Source organism: Sinomonas sp. ASV486, assembly GCF_030908215.1.
Classification (GTDB): Bacteria; Actinomycetota; Actinomycetes; order Actinomycetales; family Micrococcaceae; genus Sinomonas; species Sinomonas puerhi.
In genome coordinates this window covers 209,852-231,137 of record NZ_JAVFJK010000004.1, presented here as the reverse complement: position 1 = coordinate 231,137, position 21,286 = coordinate 209,852, and the positions used below count along the sequence as shown (strand labels likewise).

At 71.2% G+C, this 21,286-nt stretch carries 19 protein-coding genes; 12 read left to right on the top strand and 7 right to left on the bottom strand.

Features of this window, described 5'->3' with window-relative positions:
* Positions 1 to 62: 62 nt before the first annotated feature.
* Complete coding sequence (locus RBS60_RS07665; protein ID WP_307956951.1) at positions 63 to 1,403, bottom strand: aromatic acid/H+ symport family MFS transporter; 1,341 nt, start codon at positions 1,401 to 1,403, stop codon at positions 63 to 65.
* A gap of 47 nt (positions 1,404 to 1,450) precedes the next feature.
* Between RBS60_RS07665 and RBS60_RS07660 the strand changes: the two genes are divergently transcribed.
* On the top strand, positions 1,451 to 2,260 hold the full coding sequence (locus tag RBS60_RS07660; protein ID WP_307956950.1) for an IclR family transcriptional regulator: 810 nt from the start codon (positions 1,451 to 1,453) through the stop codon (positions 2,258 to 2,260).
* Positions 2,261 to 2,284: 24 nt separating this feature from the next.
* Here RBS60_RS07660 and RBS60_RS07655 read toward each other — a convergent pair whose 3' ends face one another.
* The 5 genes from RBS60_RS07655 to RBS60_RS07635 form a co-directional block, all read right to left on the bottom strand.
* The gene (locus RBS60_RS07655) at positions 2,285 to 3,556 is read right to left on the bottom strand and encodes an FAD-dependent oxidoreductase (RefSeq protein ID WP_307956949.1); all 1,272 of its coding nucleotides are present in this window, start codon (positions 3,554 to 3,556) and stop codon (positions 2,285 to 2,287) included.
* A gap of 10 nt (positions 3,557 to 3,566) precedes the next feature.
* Positions 3,567 to 3,923 carry a non-heme iron oxygenase ferredoxin subunit gene (locus RBS60_RS07650; RefSeq protein WP_307956948.1) on the bottom strand — a complete coding sequence of 119 codons (357 nt, stop codon included), beginning with the start codon at positions 3,921 to 3,923 and terminating at the stop codon, positions 3,567 to 3,569.
* Positions 3,924 to 4,027: 104 nt separating this feature from the next.
* Entirely contained in the window at positions 4,028 to 4,696 is a 669-nt protein-coding gene (locus RBS60_RS07645; RefSeq protein ID WP_307957092.1) for an ABC transporter ATP-binding protein, read from the bottom strand.
* Positions 4,697 to 4,830: 134 nt separating this feature from the next.
* Entirely contained in the window at positions 4,831 to 6,366 is a 1,536-nt protein-coding gene (locus RBS60_RS07640) for an ABC transporter permease (RefSeq protein ID WP_307956947.1), read from the bottom strand.
* Positions 6,367 to 6,502: 136 nt separating this feature from the next.
* On the bottom strand, positions 6,503 to 7,537 hold the full coding sequence (locus RBS60_RS07635; protein ID WP_307956946.1) for a LacI family DNA-binding transcriptional regulator: 1,035 nt from the start codon (positions 7,535 to 7,537) through the stop codon (positions 6,503 to 6,505).
* A 255-nt stretch (positions 7,538 to 7,792) separates the two neighbouring features.
* On the opposite strand from RBS60_RS07635, the gene RBS60_RS07630 reads away from it, so the two are divergent.
* The 8 genes from RBS60_RS07630 to RBS60_RS07595 are packed head-to-tail and all read left to right on the top strand — an operon-like array spanning position 7,793 to position 15,925.
* Positions 7,793 to 9,112 (top strand): extracellular solute-binding protein, encoded by a 1,320-nt coding sequence (locus RBS60_RS07630; RefSeq protein ID WP_307956945.1) that lies wholly within the window; start codon positions 7,793 to 7,795, stop codon positions 9,110 to 9,112.
* A 2-nt stretch (positions 9,113 to 9,114) separates the two neighbouring features.
* Positions 9,115 to 10,017 (top strand): sugar ABC transporter permease, encoded by a 903-nt coding sequence (locus RBS60_RS07625; RefSeq protein WP_307956944.1) that lies wholly within the window; start codon positions 9,115 to 9,117, stop codon positions 10,015 to 10,017.
* On the top strand, positions 10,017 to 10,919 hold the full coding sequence (locus tag RBS60_RS07620) for a carbohydrate ABC transporter permease (protein ID WP_307956943.1): 903 nt from the start codon (positions 10,017 to 10,019) through the stop codon (positions 10,917 to 10,919). The genes RBS60_RS07625 and RBS60_RS07620 overlap by 1 nt, the downstream gene beginning before the upstream one ends.
* 12 nt (positions 10,920 to 10,931) lie before the next feature.
* The gene (locus tag RBS60_RS07615; protein ID WP_307956942.1) at positions 10,932 to 12,170 is read left to right on the top strand and encodes a Gfo/Idh/MocA family oxidoreductase; all 1,239 of its coding nucleotides are present in this window, start codon (positions 10,932 to 10,934) and stop codon (positions 12,168 to 12,170) included.
* Entirely contained in the window at positions 12,167 to 13,171 is a 1,005-nt protein-coding gene (locus RBS60_RS07610; RefSeq protein WP_307956941.1) for a sugar phosphate isomerase/epimerase family protein, read from the top strand. Before RBS60_RS07615 ends, RBS60_RS07610 begins: the two co-directional genes overlap by 4 nt.
* A gap of 11 nt (positions 13,172 to 13,182) precedes the next feature.
* Complete coding sequence (locus tag RBS60_RS07605; protein ID WP_307956940.1) at positions 13,183 to 13,881, top strand: ThuA domain-containing protein; 699 nt, start codon at positions 13,183 to 13,185, stop codon at positions 13,879 to 13,881.
* Positions 13,866 to 15,011, top strand: a complete 1,146-nt coding sequence (locus RBS60_RS07600) for a Gfo/Idh/MocA family oxidoreductase (protein WP_307956939.1) — start codon at positions 13,866 to 13,868, stop codon at positions 15,009 to 15,011. Before RBS60_RS07605 ends, RBS60_RS07600 begins: the two co-directional genes overlap by 16 nt.
* On the top strand, positions 15,008 to 15,925 hold the full coding sequence (locus RBS60_RS07595) for an aldose 1-epimerase family protein (protein ID WP_307956938.1): 918 nt from the start codon (positions 15,008 to 15,010) through the stop codon (positions 15,923 to 15,925). Before RBS60_RS07600 ends, RBS60_RS07595 begins: the two co-directional genes overlap by 4 nt.
* Positions 15,926 to 15,976: 51 nt before the next feature.
* Here RBS60_RS07595 and RBS60_RS07590 read toward each other — a convergent pair whose 3' ends face one another.
* Positions 15,977 to 17,191 (bottom strand): ROK family transcriptional regulator, encoded by a 1,215-nt coding sequence (locus RBS60_RS07590; protein WP_307956937.1) that lies wholly within the window; start codon positions 17,189 to 17,191, stop codon positions 15,977 to 15,979.
* A gap of 107 nt (positions 17,192 to 17,298) precedes the next feature.
* Here RBS60_RS07590 and xylA point away from each other — a divergent pair, with 107 nt between their 5' ends.
* Genes xylA through RBS60_RS07575 form a run of 3 tightly spaced genes read left to right on the top strand, consistent with a single transcriptional unit; the run spans position 17,299 to position 21,242 of the window.
* The gene (xylA, locus tag RBS60_RS07585; RefSeq protein ID WP_307956936.1) at positions 17,299 to 18,498 is read left to right on the top strand and encodes a xylose isomerase; all 1,200 of its coding nucleotides are present in this window, start codon (positions 17,299 to 17,301) and stop codon (positions 18,496 to 18,498) included.
* A gap of 18 nt (positions 18,499 to 18,516) precedes the next feature.
* The gene (locus tag RBS60_RS07580; RefSeq protein WP_307956935.1) at positions 18,517 to 19,977 is read left to right on the top strand and encodes an FGGY-family carbohydrate kinase; all 1,461 of its coding nucleotides are present in this window, start codon (positions 18,517 to 18,519) and stop codon (positions 19,975 to 19,977) included.
* The gene (locus tag RBS60_RS07575; RefSeq protein WP_307956934.1) at positions 19,974 to 21,242 is read left to right on the top strand and encodes a D-arabinono-1,4-lactone oxidase; all 1,269 of its coding nucleotides are present in this window, start codon (positions 19,974 to 19,976) and stop codon (positions 21,240 to 21,242) included. The genes RBS60_RS07580 and RBS60_RS07575 overlap by 4 nt, the downstream gene beginning before the upstream one ends.
* The last annotated feature ends 44 nt before the right edge of the window (positions 21,243 to 21,286 follow it).

Here is a 21,286-nt window from a genome sequence, read left to right as displayed (position 1 = left end):
GGGGGGCCGGCCCCCCGCGGGCCCCGCCGCCCCCCCGCCGTCGTGCGTCGCTGTCTGCTGCGTTAGGCGGCGACGAGAGCGGTCTTGCGGCTCTTGAGGTCGCGGGCCACGATGACGGCCAGGAAGACCGCCGAGACGATGGCCGCGCCGCCGAACATGAGGAAGTTCATCGACGGCGGGACGGTCTTCGTGGCGAGCATCAGGCCGGAGAGCTGCGGTGCGAGGACCGCGCCGATGCGGCCGATGCCGAGTGCCCATCCGAGCGCGGTGCCGCGCAGTTCGCTCGGGTAGTGCGAGGCGATCGCGCCGATCACGAGGGACTGGGTTCCGTGCGTTCCGACGCCGGCGATCACGAGGGCGGCGTAGATGAACGCCGTGTTCGAGGCAGGCGTCACGAGGAGGGCGATCAGCGCGATTCCGGCGAGGCCCGCAGCGATGACGGACACCTTGACGGTGCCGAACTTGTCTCCGGCCCACGCGGTGATGATGGACCCCGCGACCGCGCCGAGGTTGAGTGCGATGGTGAAGGTCAGCGCCGGACCGAGGTTGGCGCCGGAATCGTGCATGATCTTGGGCAGCTGGGTCCCGAGCCCGTACCACGCGAAGAGCGTGAAGAGGGTGGACGCCGCGAACAGGATCGAGAGCGCTCCGAAGCCACCGCGGAACAGGCCGGCAAAGCCGCCGCGCGGCGTCGTGCGGGCCGCGGACTCGGAACCGGGTGCGGTCGACGCCGCGTCCTCGGCCGCCGTCCGGGCCGCACCGAGCGTCTCGGGGAAGAAGGCGAGGCCGAGCGGCACGAAGAGGACGAGAGGGATGATCGCGACGAGGAACATCGGCTGCCAGCCGAAGGCCGGGATCACGCCGAGGCCCAGCAGCGCCGCGATGGTGCCGCCGATCGGGACTCCGGACATCATGAGGGTGGCCATCGATCCGCGCCACTTCGAGGGGATGAGCTCGGCGGCTAGGGCGTTGGCCGACGGCACGAGTCCGCCGAGTCCGAGGCCCGCGACCAGACGCAGGAGCCCGAAGGCGAGGGCACTGGGCGCGAAGGCGCAGAGCACCGTGGCCACCGAGAAGATGATGGTGCACAGGATGATCGCCTTGCGGCGGCCCCACGCATCGGAGAGCCGGCCGGCGAAGACGGCGCCGAGCATCATGCCCACGAAGGCCATCGAGCCGAGCGTGCCCGCCGAGGCAGCGTTCAGGCCCCAGCCCGTGGACTCGATGAGGCTGTTCTGGACCGTGCCATAGACAATGAGGTCGTACCCGTCGAACACGACGAGGCCCCAGCAGATGACGACCGCGATGATCGCGGCGCGGCGGCTCTGGCCCGATTCCGGGCCACGGGTGGCATTGCGGGCGGCTTCATTGCCGGGCGCAGAGGAGGTAACGCTAGAAGTCACACAGCAAGCATCTGGTGTTGTGGCTCACATGACCATAAGATTCTGTTGTGCAGAAGTTTCAGATCGTGAAGAAGCCGGCCTACGCGATTGAATCGGTAGACAATGCGCTCCAGCTCATCCTCATGCTCCAAGAGCGCGACTCGGTGCGCGTCCACGAGGCGGCGGAACGGCTCGGCGTGGCGCAGTCCACCGCGCACCGTCTGCTCGCGACGCTCGTCTACCGGGGGTTCGCTCTCCAGGACGAGGGCCGCCGGTATACCGCCGGGCCGGCGTTCTCGGACGACTCCCGCCACGGCCGGCTGCAGGACGTCGTGGCCCGAGCTCTCCCGCACCTCGACGAGCTCACGGCGACGGTAGGGGAGACGAGCAACCTCGTGACGCGGTTCGGAACGAGTGTGCGCTTCCTCGCGAGTGCCGAGTCCCGCCAGATCCTGCGGGTGGGAGACCGGACTGGGTCCGTGCTTCCCGCGAGACTGTCCTCGGGCGGCAAGGCCATGCTTGCGACCCTCGACCCTGCAACCCTCCGCCAGCTGTTCACGGGCCGAGGCGCGCAGATGTCCGGCGAGCAGCTCGGCGAGGAGGCGCTCCGCGCGCTCGAGGCCGAGCTCGCCGCGGTGCGCGAAAGCGGCGTGGCCATCAACAGGGGCCTCACCGAGCCGGGGCTCGTCGCGATGGGCGCCGCCGTCCCGGCGCCGGGCGGCGGCTCGTCCCACCGCGCGTGGCTGGGGGTCTCGCTCAGCGTGCCGGACTCGCGGGCAGGGGCGCTCGACGAGCCGGAAACCCGCGAGGCACTCCTGGCGTGCTGCAGCAGCATCGCGGCCTCGCTCGATGCAGCGGGGCTCACCGAGCCACGCTGATTCTGCTCTACAGAAGATAAAGGTTCAGCGCGCGAGCTTCCGCGGATCGACCGTCGGGTCGGCGAGGCGCTCGGGGTCCGGGATGATCCCCCGGTCGATGATGCGGCGCGCGGCCCGGACGACGAGCGGCTGGTCAACGGCCGCGCACCCGAGCAGGCGACCGTCCTCGGCGAGGAGGAAGGCTGCTGCAGGGACCCCCGTGACCGTCCCGTCCTCCGTGCGGAGGACGACGCGCGCGCCCGGCTCCTGACGTGCATCCATCGTGCCGACCGCCTCAGCGTGCACGCCGTAGCGGTCCGACCAGAACCACGGCGCTCCGAACTCCGCCGGCGCCTGGCCGAGCAGGCCCGCCGCCGCGGCCTGGCCCGAACGCACGGCGGCTTCCCAGTGCTCTGCTCGCCGCGCTGCGCCCCCGCGCACGACGTCGTCCGGTTGCCGGGTGCGGGTCGCGTCGCCGGCGGCGAAGATCGCCGGGTGGGATGTGGAGCCGTCGGAGCCGACGAGGATCCCGTCGTCCACGTCGAGGCCTGCGGCCTCGGCGACGTCGGTGTCCGGGGTGATCCCGATGCCGGCCACGACGATGTCGGCGGGAACGGAGCGGCCATCGGCGAGCCGCACGAGGTGCGGGGCGGCGTCGTGCGTCCCGTCCTCGATCGCCGCCGGCAGGCCGGTGACCGTGCGGACGCCGTGCTCTGCGTGCATCGCGTGCAGTCTGCGCGCGAGGTGCTCGCCCATCGCGGGGCCGAGGGGGAGGTCGATCGGGTCGATGAGAGTCACGTTGCCGCCCAGCGACGCGGCGGCGGAGGCCACCTCGGCGCCGATGAGCCCCGCGCCCACGATCACGATCCGCGCGCCCGGGACGAGCACGCGGCGCAGGGCATCGGCGTCGGCGCGGGACCGGAGGGTTAGCGCGTGCTCACCGCCGGGGATTGCGAGGCGCCGCGGGAGGCCGCCCGTCGCGAGAAGGATGCGGTCGGCGGCGAGGACCCGCCCGTCGTCGAGCGTCACCGACGGGTTCCCGCCGGACGCGTTCAGGGCGGTTGCACGCGAGGCAACCACCGCGACGTCGTGCTCGCCGTACCAGCGCGCCGGCGCGAAGAGGATCTTCGCAGAGTCCTCGGTGCCCAGGAGGTAGCCCTTGCTCAGGGGCGGTCGGTCGTAGGGCAGGCCCTCGGGGGAGAGGATGGTGAGGACGCCGCCGTAGCCGCGGGCGCGCAACTCCTGCGCGGCGCTGAAGCCTGCGACGCCGCCGCCCAGGATGACGATGCTGTGGGGGAGGGCAGGCGGAGCGCTCACAGCGGCGCCGTCACTGCGCGCAGGCCTCCGGGTCGGCGTCCGCGCCCGGGTACAGGAAGATCTGGCCGTCGCGGACCTCGACCCGGTGGGTACGAGCATCCACGGTGGCCGGCAGGCACGTGACCTTGCCGGTGCGGAGGCTGAAGCTCGAGGAGTGCAGAGGGCACTCGACCTCCTCGCCCTCGATCCAGCCCTCGGCGAGCGATGCTTCCTCGTGCGTGCACGTGTCGTTGAGCGCGAAGAAGCAGCCCGTCTCGGCGTGGAAGACGGCGATGGCCTCGGCGAAGCCAGACTCCTCCGGTTCGACGACCTTCGCGGTGCCCTCCTCGATCTCGCCTGTGCTGCCGACCACGATTCCTTCGCTCATGGGCTCCACTCTACCGAGAGGCGTCGTGCAGGTTCGCGAAGGAGATTGGCGGCCCGGACCCGTGAGACTGCGCGGCCCCGACCCGCGAGACTGCGAAGCCCGGGCTACTTGCTCTCGGCGAGCTTGCCGCCCGCGATGCGCAGGCGTCGCTGGGCGCGGCGGGCCACCGCGGAGTCATGGGTCACGAGGACAATCGTGAGGCCCTGACGCCAGAGCGTCTCGAAGAGGTCCATGATCTCGTCCCGCGTGCCTTCGTCGAGGTTGCCCGTGGGCTCGTCGGCGAGCAGCACCTTGGGCCTCTTCGCGAGGGCCCGGGCGATCGCGACGCGCTGCTGCTGGCCGCCGGAGAGCTCTCCGGGACGGTGCGACGCGCGGTCGCCGAGCCCGACCGACGCGAGCGACTGGGTGGCCCGCTCGGCGCGCTCCTGTGCCGGGAGGCCCAGCGGCGCGAGGCCCATCTCCACGTTCTCCTGAGCCGTGAGCGTGGGGATGAGGTTGAACGACTGGAATACGAAGCCCACCTCGTGCGCGCGGATGTCCGCGAGTTCGCGGTCGCGCAGCTTCGAGATCTCGTGCCCGGCGAGCGTCACGGTGCCGGACGTCGGGCGGTCGAGGGCCCCGAGCATCTGGAGGAGAGTGGACTTCCCACCGCCCGTGGGACCCTGGATGGCCACAAGCTGCCCGGTCGGGATGGTGAGATCGACGCCGTCGAGCGCGTGGACTTCGCCCCGGGACTGGCGGTACGTCTTGCTGACGCCCACGAGCTGGAACATCGCTCCTGGGGCTGTAGCAGGGGCTGTTTCTGCCGTCAGTGCTGGCGCCACGGGCCGCTGGGCCTCATCCGGCGTCGTCGTGCTCTGCATCGCTGGTGCTTCCTTCTCGAGTCGTTTCTCGTCCTGGACGCTCATTACGCCACGCTCCGCAGCGCCTCGGCCGGCTGGAGCCGCGCGGCCCGCCACCCGCCGACAATTCCGGCGATAAGCCCGCCCGCGATGGCGATGCCCACGGCGATGAGCACGATCGCGGGCGTGATCGGAGCGCCGAGCACGACCTGGGCGGCGCTCCCGCCGCCGAAGCCGCCTGGCCCCTGTCCCGGCCCGCCGGACTGCGCAGCCTGGCCCGCTGCCTGCCGCGCCGCCTGGCCGGCCGCCTGTCCCGCACCGCCTTGGCCGCCGAAGCCGCGGCCCACGCCTGCGGAGGCGCTGAGGGTCGGGGCGAAGATGTTCAGCAGCACTACTGCGATGAGCCCGACGGCGATCCCACCCACGGCGCCGATGCCCGACTGCACGAGCGACTCGCCGGCGACCTGCCGCACGATGGCCGAGTTGCGCCAGCCGATGGCCTTGAGCGTGCCGAACTCCCGCGTGCGCCGCGACACCCCGGAGAGCGTCAGGAGCGCCGCGAGGAGGAAGGCCGCGACGAGGACCGCGACCGAAAGCCACAGGCCCAGGCCCGAGACGAGGCTCGACGCGTTCGCGAGCGAGCCCGAGACGTTGGCGGCGAGGTCATCCTGCGTGTTGACGGTCTCGTCCGGGAGGGCCTTCTGGAGCGCGGCCTTGACCGCGGCGAGCTGATCCGACGAGGACGCCTTGACGTAGACGGAGCTCACGACCCCGGCCTGTGACGAGAGGGTCTGCGCGACGTCGAGCGGGACGTAGACGTTCGCCGCCGTCTCGGACTCGGACCCTGTCGCGGAGACAATCCCCACGATCGTGAAGTCCGTGCCGCCCACGTTCACGGTCCCGCCGAGCGTGAGGCTCGCCGTCGTCGCGTAGGAGGAATCCACGACGGCGTTGTGCTGGCCGACGTCCTGCGTGCCGAGAGCGCGGCCCTGTGACACGGAGGCCGACGCGAGGGGGCCGACGGTGGAGGCGCTGCCGTCGATGCCCAGGACGCTGAACGAGTTGACGCCGAAGGAGCCGCCGGGGCCGCGCTGGCCCTGCCCGGTTGCCGTCTGGCCCTCGCCGGATGGGGCCGGGGCGGTGGGGGCGGCGGTCGGCGCGCTGCCCGAACCGGTGCCGGTCTGGGTCAGCTGCCCGTTGAGCGTGATGTTCATGAGGGACAGCGCCGCCGAGGCCGACTGGACTCCCGTGGTCGCCTTGACCGTATCGGCCGACGTCCCTGCGAAGGTCGACGCGCCACGGCCCGAGATGAGCCTGGACTGGCTCACGGAGGTCGAGGAGCCGGTGCCCGACTGGCCGTTGACGTCGAACCGCTGGCCCGGCTGCGCGCCGGCCGTCGGCGCCGCGGGCGCCTTGGTCACCGTGATGTCGGTGCCGACGCCGTACACGGTGGCGAGCGCCGCCTTCTGCGCGTCCCGCACCCCGGCGGACAGGGCATTGACGACGATGACGAGGGCGATGGCCAGAGCCAGGGCAATGGCGATGATGGCGGTCTGCTTCCGCCGCCCTGACAGCTCTCGCCGCAGGTACCGAGCAAACATGGGGTGTCCCTTCGCTGCGCGGGCCTTCGCCGCGCCTGCCTCCGACGCTAGGGACGCACCCTATGGGCGTTGTAGGGCGAAGCTGTGGTGCGGCTGTGGTGGGCTGTGCGATGGGCAGGCCAGGCGTTCCCGAGCGTCAGCGAGCGGGGGGCGCCGTTGACTCGCGGATCACGAGCTGGGTCGCTAGCTCAACGCGGTGCGAGTCGAGCTGCTCGCCGCGCGCCTGCCGCAGGACGGTCCGGAGCGCGGCCCTGCCCATGTCGTGCAGGGGCTGTGCCACGGAGGTCAGGGCGGGAACGGAGTCTTCGGCGAGCGTCGTGCCGTCGAAGCCGACGAGGCTCAGGTCCTCCGGCACCCGGATCCCTCGCCGTCTGGCTTCCCTCAGCACGCCGACGGCGATCGCGTCGTTGCCCGCGAAGATCGCTGTGGGCGGCTCGGGCATCGTCAGGAGCGCCGAGAGGCCCTCGACGCCGTACTCCGCGCGGAAGTTCCCGTGGATCACGAGCTCCGGCCCAAACCCGATGCCGCGCGACATGAGGGCAGACATGTAGCCATGGAGGCGCGCCTGGTTGCACTCGGCGGACTTCGGTCCGCCGAGGTAGGCGATGCGCCGGTGGCCGAGGTCCAGGAGGTGCTCGGCCGCGGCCCGGCCGCCAGCCCAGTTGGTCGCCCCGACGCTCACGACGTCCCCGGGCGGCGGGTTGAGCGGGTCGATCACGACGACGGGGATCTGGCGCCGCCGGAACGCCATGAGCTGCGCCTCGGCGAAGGCCGAGGTCACGACGATCAGCCCCGCACGCCCCTCGTCGACCATGCGCTGCGCCCTCCGGGACAGATCGTGCCCCCCGGCCGGGGCATGCTGGGTCGCGCTGAGCATGACCTCGACGCCGGCCTCGGCCGCGTAGTCGAGGATGCCGTTGAGCACGGTCAGGGAGTAGTTCGAGTTGACCGAGTCAAACGCGACCTCGACGACGGAGGGGCCGGCCGCCGTGCGGCGCTGGCCGGGGGACTGGTAGCCCGCGTCCTCGAGCGCGGCCAGCACCTTGGCCCGCGTCTGGGGCGCGACGTCCTCGCGCCCGTTGACCACCTTCGACACGGTGGGCGCGGAGACGCCGGTGAGGCGCGCGATGGCGGCCAGAGTGGTCTTCCCGCCGGTCGTGGTGAGGGTCATGGCCGTCCGAACTTTCGAAATTATTTCGTGCCGTTTCAGTCTGGCCGTGGAGCCGTGTCGAGTCAACTCTTCGGCGGCTCCTCACCATCGCAGCGAAAGCGGGATGGATCATTCGTCAATGTCTTGAACTTTTTCCCTGAAACCCGTTGACCGTGATCTGAGTCACCCATTACGGTTGCACTGCAAGCCGAAATCTATTCGAAACATTTCGAAGCCTTGCGGTCACTGACGACCCCAGAGGATGAACGGAAGACCATGAACATTCGGAAACTGCGCACGGCCGCCACCGCGGTCGCCGCCGGAGCACTTGCCCTCACTCTTGCCGCGTGCGGCTCGGCGGGACCGGGGGGAGCGGCGGTCAGCGCCGACTCGGCGACCATGTGGGGCCTGACCGGAGGCAACCAGCCGGTGCTCCAGAAGTCGGTCGATGCGTGGAACTCGGCCCACGCGGGCGAGTCCATCAAGCTCGACTTCTTCGCGAACGACGCCTATAAGACCAAGGTCCGCACTGCCGTCGGCGCTGGCCAGGGGCCCACGTTCATCTACGGCTGGGGCGGCGGCGTGCTCAAGTCGTACGTCGACGCCGGCCAGGTCGAGGACCTCACGTCCTTCCTCTCCCAGAACCCGGACGTCAAGGACCGCTACCTGCCCTCTGTGCTCCAGAACGGCCAGGTCAACGGGAAGCAGTACGCGATCCCGAACAACAACGCCCAGCCCGTGGTCCTCTACTTCAACAAGGACCTCTTCGCGAAGATCGGGGCGCAGCCGCCCACCACGTGGGATGAGCTCATGGCGCTCGTGCCCAAGTTCAAGGCCGCCGGCATCGCCCCCTTCGCGCTCGGCGGGCAGTCGAAGTGGCCAGACCTCATGTGGCTCGAGTACCTCGTGGATCGCATCGGCGGCCCCCAGGCGTTCGCGGACATCGCGGCGAACAAGCCCAGCGCGTGGTCCAACCCCGCCGTGGCCGAGGCCCTGACGAAGATTCAGCAGCTCGTCGACGCGGGCGGATTCGTCAACGGCTTCTCATCCATCGCCGCGGACAGCAACGCGGACCAGGCGCTCCTCTACACGGGCAAGGCCGCCATGATCCTGCAGGGCGGCTGGATCTACCAGGGCATGAAGACGAACGCGGCCGACGCCATCAAGGGCGGCAAGATCGGCTGGACGACCTTCCCGGCCGTTGCCGGCGGCAAGGGCGATCCGGCGGGCATCGTGGGCAACCCCTCCAACTTCTGGTCGGTCTCCTCGAAGGGCACCGACGCCCAGAAGAAGGCCGCGCTCGACTACATCAAGAGCGGCATGTTCACCGACGCCGACACCCAGACCCTCATCGACTCGGGCGCAGTGCCCGTGGTCAAGGGCATTGAGGGCAAACTGGCGGCGTCCCCGGACAAGGACTTCCTGACGTTCGTGTACGGCATGGTCAAGAACGCCCCGAGCTTCACCCTCTCGTGGGACCAGGCCCTCAGCCCGGCCCAGGGCGACGCGATGCTCGCCAACCTCGACCAGATCTTCCTCAAGAAGATCACTCCCGAGCAGTTCGTCAGCACGATGAACGCGACGATCGGAAAGTAGGGATGGCCTTCACCAGCACCGCCTCCCGGCGGGCCCGCGAGAGCGGCCCGTCGGGGTGGCTGGCCGCCCCGGCCCTCGTCTTCTTCCTTGTCTTCGCGGTGATCCCACTGGCCGGCGTCGTGGCCCTGAGCTTCACGAAGTGGGACGGCCTGAGTGAGATCACGTTCGACGGCGTTGCCTCCTGGGCGCGCACCCTCACCGACCCGGTGACCGCCAACGCGCTCTGGGTGACGGCGAAGATCATGGTCTTCTCCTACGTGGTCCAGACGCCGATCAGCCTCCTCCTCGGGGTCTTCACGGCCGGAGGTCAGCGCTACCGGGCCGTTCTCGCGGTCCTGTACTTCCTCCCGCTCCTGCTCTCCTCGGCGGCGATCGCGATCGCGTACAAGGCGCTCCTCGATCCGAACTTCGGCATGGGCGCGGGCCTCGGCCTTCCGGCCCTCGCACAGGACTGGCTCGGCAACTCCGACCTCGTGCTGTTCGTAGTCGTATTCGTGATCGCGTGGCAATTCGTGCCGTTCCACACGCTCATCTACCAAGGCGGCGTGCGGCAGATCCCGGGCTCCCTCTACGAGGCGGCGCAGATCGACGGCGCGGGCCGCCTGCAGCAGTTCTTCGCGATCACGCTCCCGCAGCTCAAGTACACGATCATCACGTCGTCGACCCTCATGGCCGTGGGATCGCTCGCGTACTTCGACCTCATCTTCGTCCTCACGGGCGGCGGGCCCGGTTACTCGACCCGACTCCTACCCCTGCACATGTACCTGACCGGATTCAAGGCCAACGACATGGGCGCCGCGAGCGCGCTCGGGGTGATCCTCGTCGTCGTCGGCCTCGCCCTCGCGCTCATCCTGCAGCGCCTCGGCGGCACGAACCGCAAGGCCAGCCAATTGGAGGGTGCCTGATGGCTTCCACGACGCAGCTCCCCGTGAACCCCGCGGCGCCCACGCGCCGTCGTGCGCAGGAGGCTCCGCCCCCGGCGCGCGGCGGCCGGAAGCGGCCCAACGTCCTCGGCGCCCTCGGCGGCTGGTTCTGGCTCGCGGTGATCATCCTGCCCATCTACTACGTGGTGATCACGAGCCTCAAGGACCAGTCCGGGTTCTTTACCTCGAACCCGCTCGCCCCGCCCACGGACCCGACGTTCGCGAACTACCAGCTCGTGCTCGAGAGCGACTTCGCGCGGTACTTCGCCAACAGCCTCGTGGTGACGGTGGGGAGCGTCGTGCCGGCCCTGCTCGTCTCGTTCATGGCCGCATACGCCATCGTGCGCGGCCGGGGCTGGTTCCTCTCGTGGACCAACCGCCTGTTCCTCCTGGGGCTCGCGATCCCGCTGCACGCGACGATCATTCCGATCTACTGGATGATCACGCGGGCGCACATGTACGACACTCTGCTCGCGCTCATCCTGCCCTCGGTCGCCTTCGCGATCCCCATCTCCGTACTCATCCTGAGCAACTTCCTCCGCGACGTCCCGAACGAGCTGTTCGAGTCCATGCGGCTGGACGGGGCGAGCGACTGGGCCATGATGTGGCGCCTCGCGCTGCCGCTCGTTCGCCCGGCGGTCGTGACGGTGGGCATCTATGACGCGCTCAACGTCTGGAACGGCTTCCTCTTCCCGCTCATCCTCACCCAGAGCCCCGAGACCCGCGTGCTCCCCCTCTCGCTGTGGACGTTCCAGGGCGAGTTCAGCGTCAACATCCCCGCGGTGCTCGCCTCCGTGGTCCTCGCGACGCTTCCGCTCCTCGTCGTCTACATCGTGGCCCGTCGCCAGCTCGTGAGCGGCCTGACCGCCGGCTTCAGCAAGTAAAGGAAGACCCCAGTGACTGAATCCACGCCCTTGCGCGTCGGCATGGTGGGGCACGCCTTCATGGGCGCGGCCCTTTCTCACGCGTGGCGCACCGCGCCGCGGTTCTTCGACCTCCCACTCGCCCCGCGGCTCACGGCGGTAGCCGGCCGGGACCCCGAGCGGGTAGCGGCGGCGGCCGCGAAGCTCGGATGGGAGTCGATCGAGACGGACTGGCGCCGCCTGATCGACCGGGACGACATCGACCTCATCGACATCTGCACGCCCGGGAACACGCACGCCGAGATCGCGATCGCGGCGCTCGAGGCCGGCAAACACGTCCTGTGCGAGAAGCCGCTCGCAAACTCGGTAGCCGAGGCCGAGCGGATGACGGCTGCCGCGGACTCAGCGGCGGCCCGCGGTGTCCACTCGATGTGCGGCTTTTCCTACCGGCGCACGCCGGCGCTCGCCCTCGCGAAGCGGTTCGTGGACGAGGGCGCCCTCGGGCAGATCCGCCACGTGCGCGCCCAGTACCTCCAGGACTGGCTCACCGACGGGAACGCGCCGCTCACGTGGCGGCTCGACAAGTCGAAGTCCGGCTCCGGCTCGCTCGGGGACATCGGCGCGCACTCGATCGATGCCGCGCAGTGGATCACGGGCCAGAGCATCGCAGGGGTCTCGGCCCTGCTCGAGACGTTCGTCAGGGAGCGGCCCATCGCGGGCGAGCTCGTGGGGCTGGGCGGCCACGGCGGCGTCGATGCGCCGCGCGGGCCCGTCACGGTGGACGACGCTGCAATCTTCACCGCGCGCTTCGACGGCGGCACTGGATCGGGCGGCACTGGATCGGGCGGCACGGAATCGTCTGGCGCCATCGGCGTGTTCGAGGCGACGCGATTCGCCCTGGGCCGGAAGAACGCGATGCGGCTCGAGCTCAACGGCACGAAGGGCTCGCTCGCGTTCGACTTCGAGGACATGAACTCGCTCTGGTTCTACGACGCCGACGACGAGCCCAACGCGGGCTTCCGCCGGATCCAGGTCACCGAGCCCGAGCACCCCTACACCGGGCACTGGTGGCCCGTGGGACACGGGCTCGGCTACGAGCACGGATTCACGCATCAGGTGGTGGATCTCGTCGAGGCGATCGCCGCCGGGAAGCAGCCCACGCCGTCGTTCGCGGATGCGCTCCAGGTGCAGTGCGTTCTGGAAGCCGTCGAGGCGAGCGCCGCGGACGAGAGCCGCTGGACCAAGGTTCCGGGCGGGTGGGACGGACGATGACACGACCCATCACGCTGTTCACTGGCCAGTGGGCGGACCTGCCGTTCGAGGAGGTCGCGCGGCTTGCGGGGGAGTGGGGCTTCGACGGGCTCGAGATCGCCTGCTGGGGCGACCACCTCGACCCCGTGCGGGCGGCGCACGACGACGCGTACGTCGCCGACCGTCGGGCCATCCTCGAGCGCAACGGCCTCGAGGTCCACGCGATTGCGAACCACCTCACCGGCCAGGCCGTGTGCGACGACCCGATCGACGCCCGCCACCGCGGCATCCTCTCCGATGACGTGTGGGGCGACGGCGACCCCGAGGGCGTGCGACGGCGTGCGGCCGAGGTCATGAAGGACACGGCGCGCGCCGCGGCGCGGCTCGGCGTCCCGACCGTCACCGGCTTCACGGGCTCTTCGATCTGGAAAGCAGTCGCCATGTTCCCGCCGGTCCCGGAGGGCATGGTCGAGGCTGGACACCAGGACTTCGCGGACCGGTGGAACCCGATCCTGGACGTCTTCGACGAGGTCGGGGTGCGGTTCGCCCTCGAGGTGCACCCCTCGGAGATCGCCTACGACTACTGGACCGCCAGACGCACGCTCGAGGCGATCGGGCACAGGGAGGGCTTCGGGCTCAACCTCGACCCCTCGCACTTCATCTGGCAGGACCTCGATCCCGTCATGTTCCTGCAGGACTTCGCCGAGAAGATCTTCCACGTGCACGTCAAGGAATCCGTGCGCCAGCTCAACGGCCGCAACGGCAGGCTCGGCTCGCACCTGCCGTGGGCCGACCCGCGGCGCGGGTGGGACTTCGTCACCGCCGGCCACGGGCACGTGCAGTGGGAGCCCATCTTCCGCACCCTCAACGCGATCGGCTACGAGGGGCCCACGAGCATCGAATGGGAAGACGCGGGCATGGACCGCCTCGTCGGGGCTCCCCAGGCGCTCGAGCTCGTGCGCGGACTCGCCCGCATCTCGCCCCCCGCCGCGGCCTTCGACGCCGCCTTCAGCACCCGGTGAAAGGACCACCCATGACAACCACCAAGAACGCCCTCGTGGTGCGCGGAGGCTGGGACGGGCACCAGCCCATCGAGGCCACCGACCTGTTCATCCCGCACCTTCGGGCCAACGGCTACGAGGTGCGGATCGAGGAATCGCCCAAGATCTACGCGGACGCGGAGTACATGGCCAGTGTGGACCTCGTGGTGCAGTGCATGACGATGTCCACGATCGAGCGGGACGAGTTCGAGGGGCTGCGCACCGCGGTCGAGAACGGGACCGGACTCGCGGGCTGGCACGGCGGGATCGCCGACTCGTACCGCAACACCTCGGACTACCTGCACCTCATCGGCGGCCAGTTCGCGTGCCACCCCGGCAAGCACCCGGACGAGCGCACGGGCGAGCAGTCGGACAACTACGTCCCCTACACCGTGAACATGCTCCCGGCCGCGGCCGAGCATCCGATCACGGTAGGGATCGAGGACTTCGAACTCGTCACCGAGCAGTACTGGGTCCTCGCGGACGACTACATCGACGTGCTCGCGACCACTACACAAAAGGTCCGCGAGTGGGATCCGTGGCACCGCGAAGTGACATCCCCCGCCATCTGGACCAGGGAGTGGGGCCAAGGGCGCATCTTCGTGTGCACCCCGGGCCACCGCGTCGAGGTCCTCGAGGACTCCACCGTCCGCACCATCATCGAAAGGGGCCTGCTATGGGCAAGCCGGTAGGGAATCCTCTGCGCATCGGAATCATCGGCTGCGGGAAGATCGTTGGCCAGTACCTGGACAGCTTCCGGCGGCTCGAGGACGTGCGGCTCGTGGCCGTCGCGGATCTAGACGCCGCACGGGCCGGCGCCGTCGCCGAGGAGTACGGCCAGGGGGTGCGCGCTGTCGCCGTCGACGCGCTCCTCGCCGCCGACGACGTGGACCTCGTCCTCAACCTGACCGTCCCCGCAGCCCACGCCGAGGTCGCGCTCAAGGCTATCGCCGCAGGCAAGCACGTCTACGGCGAGAAGCCGCTCGCCGCCACGACCCAGGAGGCGCGGGAGGTGCTCGACGCCGCGCGGGAGGCGGGCGTCGTCGTCGGCTGCGCCCCGGACACCGTGCTCGGGACAGGCATCCAGACCGCCCGCAAGGCGATCGACGACGGGCTGATCGGCGCGCCCGTGGCCGCGATGGCCACCATGGTCACGCCGGGGCACGAGCGCTGGCACCCCAACCCGGACTTCTACTACGTGCCCGGCGGCGGCCCGCTCCTGGACATGGGGCCGTACTACGTGACGGCGCTCGTGACGCTCCTGGGGCCGGTGGCCTCCGTGATTGGTGCCGCGAGCCACACGCGCGCCGAGCGCACCATCGGCTCGGGGCCGCGGGCGGGGGAGACGATCCCGGTCACCACCGACACGCACGTCACGGGCGTTCTCGTCCACGAGTCGGGCGCGCTCTCGACGCTCGTCATGAGCTTCGATGCGGTCGCGACGCACTCCGCGAACATCGAGGTGCACGGGTCCCTCGGGACGCTCGCCGTCCCGGACCCCAACCACTTCGACGGCGATACGCGCCTCTTCCGCCTCGGCGGGAGCGAGTGGGAGACCCTGCCGGTCTCCGCCGGGTACACCGGCTCGGGCCGCGGCTACGGGATCGCGGACCTCGCGCGGACCCTGGCGGGCCACGCTGCTGCGCCGGGCGAGGAGCCCCGCGCCGGCGGCATACTCGCCTACCACGTGCTCGACGTCATGGAGTCGCTCCTGGCCTCGGCGCACACCGGCGCGTCTGCGGCGGTGACGAGCCGCGCGGAGCGGCCGCGCGCCGTCGCCCTCGAGGAGGTCGCAGCGGAACCGAGCCGGCTGACCGCGTGAGCACCACGATTCGGGCGGGGGACTACGCGGCCGTCGTGACGCCCCGGGCGGGCGCGCTCGCCTCGCTCACTTACGCCGGCCGCGACCTCGTGGTGCCGTCCGACCCGAGCCTGCCGATCCCGGACTACCGGGGGATCGTCGCGGCGCCGTGGCCCAACCGCCTCGCCGATGGCCGGTACACCGCGGGCGGGCGAGAGCTCGCCGTGCCCGTCACGGAGCCCGAGCGGGGCACCGCGCTGCATGGGCTCGCCTTCGGCCGGGACTGGGAGGTCGTCGCGCACGACGGCGCGTCCGCGACCCTCGCGCTCGACCTCGCCCCGAGCGAGGGGTACCCGTTCCGCGTGCGCCTCGAGACGCGGTACGCGCTCGACGCCGGGGCGTCCGCCGAACGCGGCGGACTCACGTGGTCGGTGCGGGCGGTCAACCTCGGGGAGGGCACAGCCCCGTACGGGGTGTGCCCGCACCCGTACCTCGTCGCCGGTCCGCACGCCCTGGACGCATGGGTCCTCGAGGTCCCCGCGGAACGGTTCCTCGAGGTGAGCCCGGACCGGCTCCTTCCGGTCGGCCTGTGGGACGTTGCGGGGCATGCGTTCGACTTCACCACCGCGCGCGTGATCGGCGCCACGGCGATCGATCATGCGTTCACGGGGATCCGCTTCGACGCGGCCGGGACGGCGCAGGTGCGGGTGTGGGACCCCTCGGGGACCGGCGTCGGCATGGCGTGGGATGACGAATGCCCGTGGGTGCAGATCCACACCGCGGACAAGGCGCCGCCAGGTCCCAACCGGCTAGGGCTCGCGGTGGAGCCGATGACGTGCCCGCCCAATGCGTTCGCGAGCGGGACGGACCTCGTGTGGCTCGCGCCGGGTCAGGAGCATGCCGTCAGCTGGCGGGTATTCGCGCTCGGCGGCTGATGGCCTGCCGCACGCGGGCTGCCTCCGACGGCCTACCGCGAGGCGCCAGCCTCAGGCGAGCAACTCGTGGGGCGCGGCGAGAACCCGGCGCACCGCGCCCCCGGCGGCTCCCCTCAGGGCAGCGGAGGCCCCGAGGTCGGAAAACGATACCGAGGTGATCTGACCGGGGGCGAGGTCCGCGAGCGAGTCGACGAGGAGGGGGCCGATCCGGTCCCGCAGGGCGGCGAAGTGGCCGCCGAGCACGACGGCGGAGATGTCCACGAGCCGCGCCGCGGCGACCACCGCCACGGCGAGTGCGGCCCCGGCGCGGCCGACGGCGTCGGCCGCCTTCCGGTCACCGGCGGCGAGGGCGTCCCGGAGCGCGGCCATGCGCCCCGTCGCCGTGCCCGTGCCGATGCCCGCGGCGGCGAAGATCGCCTCCTGTCCGGCCACCGTCTCGAGGCACCCGCGCCCGCCGCAGCTGCAGCGCCGCCCCTGCGGGTCCACGACGACGTGTCCCACCTCGCCCGCGTGGCCGCCCGGCCCGGTGAACAGGCTGCCGCCGAGCACGAGCCCACCGCCGACGCCGACCTCTCCGGAGAGGTAGAGGTACGCGTCCGCCGCGGAACCCTGCCCGTACCAGAGCTCGGCCACGGCGGCGCTGTCCGCCTCGTTGGAGAGCGCCACCCCGTATGGGGCGTCCGGCACGAGCGCGGCCAGCGCGTCTGAGACGTCCACGTCGCGCCAGCCGAGGTTCGGCGCTGTGAGCACGATGCCGGTATCCCCCTCCACGAGGCCCGGCGCCGCGAGGCCGCCCCCGAGCAGCTCGATGCCTTCGGCGGCGGCACTGTCCCGTGCTCGGGCGGCGAGCCCCTGCAGGTCGGCGAGCACGTCCGCGGGCGCGCGTCCGTGGTTGACCGCCTCGACGGACTCGTGCACGCGGAGCGTCCCCTTCAGGTCCAGGACACCCACCGCGAGGTAGTCGACGTTCACCTCCGCACCCAGTGCCCCGCGCCGGGGGTTCAGGGCGAGGCCGACGCCGGGACGGCCGCGCTCGCCGTCGCGCGTCACGCCGAGCTCCTCGACGAGGCCGGTCGTGAGGAGGTCCGTCACGAGGCTCGAGACGGACGCCTTGGTGAGCCCGGTCGCGGCGGCGATCTCGGCGCGGCTCGCGACGGTGTCCGGGCCGAGGCGGCTGAGCACGAGGGCGAGGTTGCGCCGTCGCACGTCCCCGACGCGCCCGGGCGCCTCGCTGGCCCGGGGCCCCGCTGCGGCCTGAGAAGTCATGGCGTCCTCCCGGAAGAAAAGTGTTGACCACATCACATCACAGTGGATACAGTCCATATAGTTCAGAACACATACTAATTCGTCCGGCCTCAACGAGGAGCATCACGATGTCCCAGACCAGCCCCGCCGTCCCCAAGCCTGCTGACAAGTTCACCTTCGGCCTCTGGACCGTCGGCTGGACGGGCAACGACCCGTTCGGCGTCCCGACCCGCGCAGCCCTGGACCCTGTCGAGGCCGTCCACAGGCTCGCCGAGCTCGGCGCGTACGGCATCACGTTCCACGACAACGACCTCGTCCCGTTCGGCGCCCCCGCGAGCGAGCGCGAGCTGATCCTCAAGCGCTTCCGCGCCGCGCTCGAGGAGACCGGCCTCAAGGTTCCGATGGTCACGACGAACCTGTTCAGCCACCCGGTCTTCAAGGACGGTGGCTTCACATCCAACGACCGCTCGGTGCGTCGGTTCGGCCTCGCGAAGGTGCTGCGCAACATCGACCTCGCCGCGGAGCTAGGTGCCGAGACGTTCGTCATGTGGGGCGGGCGCGAGGGTTCGGAGTACGACGGTTCGAAGGACCTCAACGCCGCCCTGAACCGCTACCGTGAGGGCGTGGACACGGCCGCGGCGTACATCAAGGAGAAGGGCTACGGGCTGCGGATCGCCCTCGAGCCCAAGCCGAACGAGCCGCGCGGGGACATCCTCCTGCCGACCGTGGGGCACGGCCTCGCGTTCATCGCCCAGCTCGAGCATGGGGACATCGTGGGCCTCAACCCCGAGACGGGACACGAGCAGATGGCGGCCCTGAACTTCACCCATGGCATCGCGCAGGCGCTGTGGGCGGGCAAGCTCTTCCACATCGACCTCAACGGCCAGCGCGGCATCAAGTACGACCAGGACCTCGTGTTCGGCCACGGCGACCTCACGAGCGCATTCTTCACCGTGGACCTGCTCGAGAACGGCTTTCCGGGGGGCGGCCCCCGCTACGAAGGCCCGCGCCACTTCGACTACAAGCCCTCCCGCACCGACGGGTACGACGGCGTGTGGGCGTCCGCCGCCGCGAACATGCGCATGTACCTGCTCCTGAAGGAGCGTGCTGCGGCGTTCCGTGCCGACTCGGAGGTCCAGGAGGCCCTTCGCACGTCAGGCGTCTTCGAGCTCTCCGAGCCGACCCTCGCCGCGGGAGAGACGACGGCGGACCTCCTCGCCGATGCCTCCGCCTTCGAGGACTTCGACGCCGACGCCGCCGCCGAGCGGTCGTACGCGTTCGTCCGCCTCAACCAGCTGGCCCTCGAGCACCTGCTCGGCGCCCGCTGAGATCCGGAAGGTCCTGACGTGCCGCTCGTCGCCGGAATCGACAGCTCCACCCAGTCCTGCAAGGTCGTGGTCCGTGACGTCGAGACCGGGGCGCTCGTCCGCTCCGGCTCGGCCCGCCATCCCGAGGGCACCGAGGTGCACCCCGACGCGTGGTGGGAAGCGCTCCAAGCTGCGACCACGGCAGCCGGCGGGATCGACGACGTCGCCGCAGTGTCGGTGGGCGGCCAGCAGCACGGCATGGTCTGCCTCGATGCCGACGGTGTCGTGGTGCGGCCCGCGCTCCTGTGGAACGACACACGCTCGGCTGGCGCCGCTGCCGCCCTCATCAAAGAGGCGGGCGCTGCATCGAGTTCGCCCGACCCTGCCGCCGGCGCCCGGTGGTGGGCTGAAGCGACCGGCACGGTGCCGGTCGCCTCGATCACCGCGACGAAGCTGCGCTGGCTCGCAGAGAACGAGCCCGAGAATGCCGCCCGGACCGCCGCCGTGTGCCTCCCGCACGACTGGCTCTCGTGGCGGCTCGCGGGCCACGGCCCCGGCACGGCAGGGCCAGACGGTGCCGCTGGGGGGCTCGCCGCCCTGGCAACTGACCGCTCGGACGCCTCGGGTACCGGGTACTGGTCCCCGGTCTCGGGGGAGTACCTCCCGAGCGTGCTTGAGCAGACCCTCGGCCACGTGCCGGTCCTCCCGCGCGTGCTCGGGCCACTCGAGGCGGCCGGGCGCACCCCCGCTGGGGCGATCATCGGCCCCGGAGCCGGGGACAACGCGGGCGCCGCGCTAGGGGTCGGAGCGTCGGTGGGCGACGTCGTGGTCTCGATCGGCACCTCCGGCACCGTGTTCGCCGTCGCCGACCACCCGACGTCGGACACCTCCGGCCTCGTCGCCGGCTTCGCCGACGCGACCGGGAACTACCTCCCGCTCGTGTGCACGCTCAACGCCTCGCGCGTGCTGGACGCGACGGCGGCGCTGCTCGCCGTTCGGCTGCCCGAGCTCACCGAACTCGCCCTCTCGGCCCCCGCGGGGGCGGGGGGGCTCACCCTCGTGCCGTACTTCGAAGGCGAGCGCACGCCGAATCTGCCCGACGCGACCGGCTCGCTGCACGGCCTCACCCTGCACAACTACACGCGCGCTAACCTCGCGCGCGCCGCGGTGGAGGGCATTGTGTGCTCTCTTGCGGACGGGCTCACCGCACTCGCCGCTGCGGGGGTGATGGCCGAGCGGATCATCCTCGTGGGCGGAGGCGCGCGCTCGGCCGCCGTCCAGCAGGCCGCTGCCGCCATCTTCGGGATGCCGGTGCACGTGCCGGAACCGGGGGAGTACGTGGCCGACGGCGCCGCCCGCCAAGCCGCGAGCCTCCTCTTGGGGCGCCTCCCGGACTGGGAGGCCGCGGGCACCGCGACGGTCACGGCCCCGGCGGCCCCGGGCGTCCTCGAGCGTTACCGCGCTGCTGCCTCTACGACGTATTCGAAGGGACTGGAATGAAGAACTGGGCTGGGAATCTGGACTATTCGGCGGCGTCTGTGGTGCGGCCGGAGTCAGTCGAGGAGCTCGCCGTGCTGGTGGGGTCCGCGTCGGCGCGGGGCGCGCGGGTCAAGGCGCTCGGCTCGAGGCACTGCTTCAACGACGTCGCGGACACCGACGGCGTCCAGGTGGTGCTCGACCGGTTGCCCGGGCCCGTGGAGGTTGACGCGCGGCGGCGGGTGGCCCGCGTGGGCGGCGGGCTCACCTACGGCGAGCTCGGGACCGCCCTTGAGCGCGAGGGATGGGCCCTGCACAACATGGCCTCCCTGCCGCACATCTCCGTCGCAGGGGCCGTGCAGACCGGCACGCACGGTTCCGGGATCTCTAGCCCCGCGCTGGCATCGGCCGTGAAGGCCGTCGAGCTCGTGCGCGCGTCCGGGGACGTCGAGCGGCTCGACGAGGGCGACGGCGAGTTCGCCGGCTCCGTGGTGGGCCTCGGGGCGCTCGGGATCGTCACGGCGCTCGAGCTCGCGATCGAGCCGAGCTACCAGGTGCGCCAGCAGGTCTTCGAGAACCTGCCGTGGGAGACCGTGCTAGCGGACTACGACGGCGTCGCCGGCGATGGGTACAGCGTCTCGCTCTTCACGGACTACGCCGGGGACGCCGTTCCCCAGGTCTGGCGGAAGGTGCGCGCCGACGCCGCGGAGGCCGGACGCGCCGTCGACCGCTCCTCTGACTTCCACGGAGCGGTGCCGGCGACCCGTCCGCGGCACCCGCTCCCGGGCATGTCCGCCGAGAACTGCACGCAGCAGCTCGGCGTCCCCGGTCCGTGGCTGGACCGGCTGCCGCACTTCCGGCATGAGTTCACGCCGAGCGCGGGAGAGGAGCTGCAGACCGAGTACCTCCTCCCACGTCGGTACGCAGCCGAGGCGCTCGCCGCGGTGCGCAGGCTCGCGGGGGAGCTCGCGCCGCTCCTGTTCGTCTCGGAGGTTCGCACCGTCGCCGCCGACGAGTTGTGGCTCAGCCCCGCCTATCGGCAGGACAGCATCGCGCTGCACTTCACGTGGCGGCCTCAGCAGGCCCAGGTCGAGGCGTTGCTGCCCGAGCTCGAGGCTGCGCTCGCCCCGTTCGGCGCGCGCCCGCACTGGGGCAAGCTTTTCGCAGTGCCGTCGGCGGAGTTCCGCGCACTGTATCCGCGGTTCGAGGAGTTCCGGGACCTCGTCGCGAAGCGCGACCCGGAGGGCACGTTCCGCAACGCCTACCTCGACAGGGTTCTCGGCGCCTGAGCCGCGCCGCGCCCATAGCGGGGCCATGTCCCGCGTCGCGGGGG

Excerpts from the sequence above, each read along its gene's own strand:
- RBS60_RS07650 (WP_307956948.1), bottom strand. The coding sequence starts at position 3,923 with ATGAGCGAAGGAATCGTGGTCGGCAGCACAGGCGAGATCGAGGAGGGC.
- RBS60_RS07645 (WP_307957092.1), bottom strand. The coding sequence starts at position 4,696 with ATGTTCCAGCTCGTGGGCGTCAGCAAGACGTACCGCCAGTCCCGGGGC.
- RBS60_RS07640 (WP_307956947.1), bottom strand. The coding sequence starts at position 6,366 with ATGTTTGCTCGGTACCTGCGGCGAGAGCTGTCAGGGCGGCGGAAGCAG.
- RBS60_RS07635 (WP_307956946.1), bottom strand. The coding sequence starts at position 7,537 with ATGACCCTCACCACGACCGGCGGGAAGACCACTCTGGCCGCCATCGCG.
- RBS60_RS07630 (WP_307956945.1), top strand. The coding sequence starts at position 7,793 with ATGAACATTCGGAAACTGCGCACGGCCGCCACCGCGGTCGCCGCCGGA.
- RBS60_RS07625 (WP_307956944.1), top strand. The coding sequence starts at position 9,115 with ATGGCCTTCACCAGCACCGCCTCCCGGCGGGCCCGCGAGAGCGGCCCG.
- RBS60_RS07620 (WP_307956943.1), top strand. The coding sequence starts at position 10,017 with ATGGCTTCCACGACGCAGCTCCCCGTGAACCCCGCGGCGCCCACGCGC.
- RBS60_RS07610 (WP_307956941.1), top strand. The coding sequence starts at position 12,167 with ATGACACGACCCATCACGCTGTTCACTGGCCAGTGGGCGGACCTGCCG.
- RBS60_RS07605 (WP_307956940.1), top strand. The coding sequence starts at position 13,183 with ATGACAACCACCAAGAACGCCCTCGTGGTGCGCGGAGGCTGGGACGGG.
- RBS60_RS07600 (WP_307956939.1), top strand. The coding sequence starts at position 13,866 with ATGGGCAAGCCGGTAGGGAATCCTCTGCGCATCGGAATCATCGGCTGC.
- RBS60_RS07590 (WP_307956937.1), bottom strand. The coding sequence starts at position 17,191 with ATGACTTCTCAGGCCGCAGCGGGGCCCCGGGCCAGCGAGGCGCCCGGG.
- xylA (WP_307956936.1), top strand. The coding sequence starts at position 17,299 with ATGTCCCAGACCAGCCCCGCCGTCCCCAAGCCTGCTGACAAGTTCACC.
- RBS60_RS07575 (WP_307956934.1), top strand. The coding sequence starts at position 19,974 with ATGAAGAACTGGGCTGGGAATCTGGACTATTCGGCGGCGTCTGTGGTG.